The 4,129-nt window shown below is 65.7% G+C and carries 1 protein-coding gene and 4 pseudogenes; 4 read left to right on the top strand and 1 reads right to left on the bottom strand.

The window, feature by feature from the left end:
- From FV228_RS22030 to FV228_RS22045, 4 pseudogenes are all read left to right on the top strand, one after another.
- Positions 1-218 (top strand): annotated as a pseudogene (locus tag FV228_RS22030) (IS630 family transposase); the annotation flags it as partial.
- Between the two features lie 52 nt (positions 219-270).
- Positions 271-1,098: pseudogene (locus tag FV228_RS22035) on the top strand (IS5 family transposase).
- 12 nt (positions 1,099-1,110) lie between these two features.
- Positions 1,111-1,638, top strand: a pseudogene (locus FV228_RS22040) (IS630 family transposase); the annotation flags it as partial.
- A 193-nt stretch (positions 1,639-1,831) separates the two neighbouring features.
- Positions 1,832-2,818 (top strand): annotated as a pseudogene (locus tag FV228_RS22045) (IS481 family transposase).
- On the opposite strand, the gene FV228_RS22050 reads toward FV228_RS22045, so the two are convergent.
- Positions 2,815-3,906 (bottom strand): IS630 family transposase, encoded by a 1,092-nt coding sequence (locus FV228_RS22050; RefSeq protein WP_147856560.1) that lies wholly within the window; start codon positions 3,904-3,906, stop codon positions 2,815-2,817. The pseudogene FV228_RS22045 and the gene FV228_RS22050 sit on opposite strands and share 4 nt — an antisense overlap.
- Positions 3,907-4,129: the final 223 nt, after the last annotated feature.

A 4,129-nucleotide genomic window follows, 5' to 3' on the forward strand; every position in this document is an offset into this window, starting at 1 on the left:
CACCCGGCACCCCGCCGCATTCCACCCGCACAGTGGCGACGGTGCTGGCGCTGACGTATTCGGAACCGCCGGACGAGGCCACGCACTGGACCGGCCGCGCCGTCGCTGCGCGGACCGGCATCTCGCTCCGCTCCGTGCAGCGGATCTGGCAAGAGTACCGCCTGCAGTCGCACCGGGTGCGGACCTTCAAGCGCTCCCACGACCCGGCCTTCGCCGAATAAGAGCGCCTAACAGAACGGCACCAAGCGGGGTTTTCAGCGTTGGTTTGGCATGGCCAGACTGCTTCTCCCCGATGATCTCTGGGATGAGATCGCTCCGCTCCTCCCGCCGCCTCGGCCGCGTCCGAAGGGCGGGCGTCGTCCAATTGAGAACCGGGCCGCACTCACGGGCATCCTGTTCGTGCTGCGCTCGGGGCTGCCGTGGGAAATGCTGCCGGCCGAGATGGGCTGCGGCTCCGGCATGAGTTGTTGGCGGCGACTGCGGGATTGGCAGGCGGCGGGCGTTTGGAGCCGCCTGCATCACGTGTTGCTGGAGCGTCTTAACGCGGCGGGTGAGATCGACTGGAGCCGGGCTTGCCTGGACAGCGCGTCTGTCCCGGCCAAAAAGGGGGGCCTGCCACCGGCCCGAACCCGACGGACCGGGGCAAGCCAGGCACGAAGCGCCATCTCGTCACCGACGCGCGCGGCACCCCGCTCGGCTTCTGCCTGAGCGGGGCCAACCGGCACGACACCGTCATGATGGCGGCCACGCTCGATGCCATCCCGTCTGTGCGGAGCGGTCGGCGCGGACGACCGCGACGCCGTCCAGACAAGCTGCACGCTGACAAGGCCTACGATGCCAGACCCCGCCGCCAGGAGTGCCGGGCGCGGGGGATCGTCCCACGCATCGCACGTAGGGGCATCGAGAGCAGCGAGAAACTCGGTCGTCACCGTTGGGTCGTGGATCCTTCGACAAGCTCAGGATGAGGGCACCCACGCTTGGTTCAACCGATTCCATCGATTGCCCATCCGCTATGAGCGACGCGCAGACATCTACGAGGCCTTCACGAGCCTCGCCGCCAGCCTCATCACCCTCAACCAGATCAGACGGTTCTGTTAGGCGCTCTAAGTCGAGGATGTCGTCGGTCTCTATATGCAACTGCCCGCCCACGCCGTGGTGCTGTCCATCGACGAGAAGAGCCAGATCCAGGCTCTGGAGCGGACCCGTCCCGACCAGCCGCTCGGACCCGGGCATCCCGCTGCTCAGACGCACGACTACACCCGCCACGGCACCACGACGTTGTTTGCCGCCCTCGACGTCCTGGAAGGCACCGTGCTCGGCCGCTGCTTGCAGCGCCATCGCCACGGTGAGTTCATCCGTTTCCTCAACACCGTCGAGGCGGCAGTCCCAGAGGGCAAAGTGATCCACGTGGTGCTCGACAATTACGGCAGCCACAAGCACCCGAAGGTTCGCGCCTGGCTCACCCGCCACCCGCGATGGACCTTCCACTTCACACCGACCTCGGCCTCTTGGCTCAATGCCGTCGAGGGCTTCTTCTCCACGCTGACGCGCCGCCGTCTCCAACCGGGCACCTTCACCGGCATCGTCGACCTTCAGGCTGCCATCAAACGCTACATCGCAGAGCACAACCAAAGCCCATGACCCTTCGTCTGGACCAAGCCCGCCGCCGCCATCTTCGACGCCCTTAATCGAGCCCCCGAACCATCCGTCTGAGTCAGTGCACTAGCTGTTCGGTTGCGGAACGTCGTTGGGATGTGGCACGTTGGGCGATCAAAGCCTACGCTTGGCGGTTCGAGGGTGTGCGCCGCCTGTCTGCCAGGAGGGCTCGTTGATGCTTGCCATCCATCCCCAGATCCGCACAACCCCAGCCGTGCGAGCTGAGATCGCCCGCTCATCTGAGCGCTCCGGCGTGCTGGCCAAACGCTACGGCGTCTCCACCGAGACCATCCGCAAATGGCGCAAACGCGGCCCCGATGCCTGTCAGGATCGCTCGGCCCGGCCGCATAAGCTGCCCTGACGTGCCAGCGATGAGGAGCGTGCCATCGTGCGCGCGCTCCGCCGCTCCACCGGCTTCCCCCTCGACGCGCTGACCTTCGTCGTCAGCCACTTCCTGCCGCACCTGAACCGGGACGCCGTCTACCGCATCCTCAGGGCGGAGGGCCTCAACCGGCTGCCGCCCGCCGAGCAGGCCCGGAAGCCGCACGGCACCTTCAAGGACTACGAGGTCGGCTTCGTCCATGTCGACGTGAAGCACCTGCCCAAACAGCGTGACCGTGACGGCACCACCCGCAAACGCTACCTCTACGTCGCCATCGACCGCGCTTCCCGCTACGTGCACCTCGCGGTCATGGACAACGAGACAACGGCCTCGGCGGTGGCCTTCCTCACGGACGCATTCGACGCCTTTCCCTTCCGGGTCACCCACGTGCTCACCGATCGGGGCTCCTGCTTCACGGCTGATGCTTTCGAGGCTGCCTGCGAGCGGCACGGGGTGCAGCATCGCAAGACGCGCCCGTACACGCCGAAGACCAATGGTATGGTCGAGCGCTTCAACGGCCGGGTGCAGCGGGAGGTGTTGGGCATCATGATCTACAGCCACGCCGACCTGGAGATCGTGCTGCGCGGCTTCAACGCGGCCTACAACGGTCGCCGTCAGCGCATGCTCGAAGGTCTCTCGCCCGAGATGGTGTTGCGCCAGCGTCTCGAAGCTGAGCCCGAGCTCGCCAATCCCACCTACAGACCGCCCAGCCCAAGCCTCATCAAACGCGCCCTTCGCATCGTCGCAGACGCCAAGGAGGTCTCGCATCCAGAAAGCTAGTGGTCTGAGTTAGAAGTTTTCTGACAGAAGCGTTCGACGCTTGCGAGGATCGCATCAGCGGGTTTGGTCCAGACGAAGGGCTTTGGATCGACGTTGGTTTGGTCGATGTAGGCGTGGATCGCAGCTTCGAGATCGCTGGTCTGTTGGAAGGCACCACGCTGCAGACGTCGACGAGTGAGAAGGGCAAACCAGCCCTCGACGAGATTGAGCCATGATGCGGACGTCGGCGTGAAATGAAGGTGCCAACGCTGACGCTTCACCAGCCAGTCGTGGATCAGCTTGGTTTTGTGGGTAGCCGCGTTGTCGAGCACGAGGTGCACGTCGAGATCGCCTGGGACGGCCGCCTCGATCCGATCGAGGAAGTCGCGGAACTCGATCGAACGATGCCGGCCGGTGCAGTGGCCGATCACCGTCCCGGCCTGGACGTCAAGGGCGGCGAACAGGTCGGTTGTACCCTGGCGACGATAATCGTGAGTTCGGCGCTCCGGCTGGCCGGGCCGCATCGGCAGCACGGGGGCCGTGCCCGTCAGCGCTTGGATCTGCGGCTTCTCGTCGACGCACAGCACCACGGCACGATGCGGCGGAGCCATGTAGAGGCCGACCACGTCCCGGACCTTGTCGACGAAGGCGGGATCGGTCGAAAGCTTGAAGGTGTCGGTCTTGTGCGGCTGCAGCCCAAAGGCACGCCAGACCCGCGAGACCATGCTCTGGCTCATGCCGACCCGCCGGGCCATGGCGCGGGTCGACCAGTGGGTGGCGTTCTCTGGCTGGCTCTCCAGCGTAAGGGTGACCATCCCTTCGATGGCCGTGTCCGTGACGGCACGTGGCGCACCGGAGCGAGGCAGGTCGACGAGGCCGTCGAGGCGATGGGCGAGGAAACGGGCGCGCCACGTTGTGACGCTCATCCGGCTGACGCCGAGATCACGGGCAACGCCACTGTTGGTCGATCCCGGCTCAGCGCAGGCCAGCACGATCCGCGCGCGCTGAGCCAAGGCTTGGCCGACATTGCGACGGCGGACGAGCCCCACCAGGCGCGTGCGCTCGTCCTCGGTCAGATGGAGAGGAGCAGGTTTTGGACCACGGGCCATGGGTCACCTCCGTGCGGACATCCCCGACACATAGGTGCAAGCTCAAAATCTGAAACCGTACTTCTAACTCAGACCACTAGCGCTACTTTGGCAGTTTGACTTCAGGGTGGCAGATTGAGAACGGCGTCACAGTGCGGGCATCGCCGCGGTGGTGGCTGACTGAGGTGATCCAGGATGGCTTGGCGGATCGCCGGCATCGAGGGCTGGGGCGGCGGGCAGGCGC

It is taken from the genome of Methylobacterium sp. WL18 (genome assembly GCF_008040015.1).
Taxonomy (GTDB): Bacteria; Pseudomonadota; Alphaproteobacteria; order Rhizobiales; family Beijerinckiaceae; genus Methylobacterium; species Methylobacterium mesophilicum.

Coding starts and splice junctions, on each gene's coding strand:
- FV228_RS22050 (WP_147856560.1), bottom strand. CDS start 3,906: ATGGCCCGTGGTCCAAAACCTGCTCCTCTCCATCTGACCGAGGACGAG.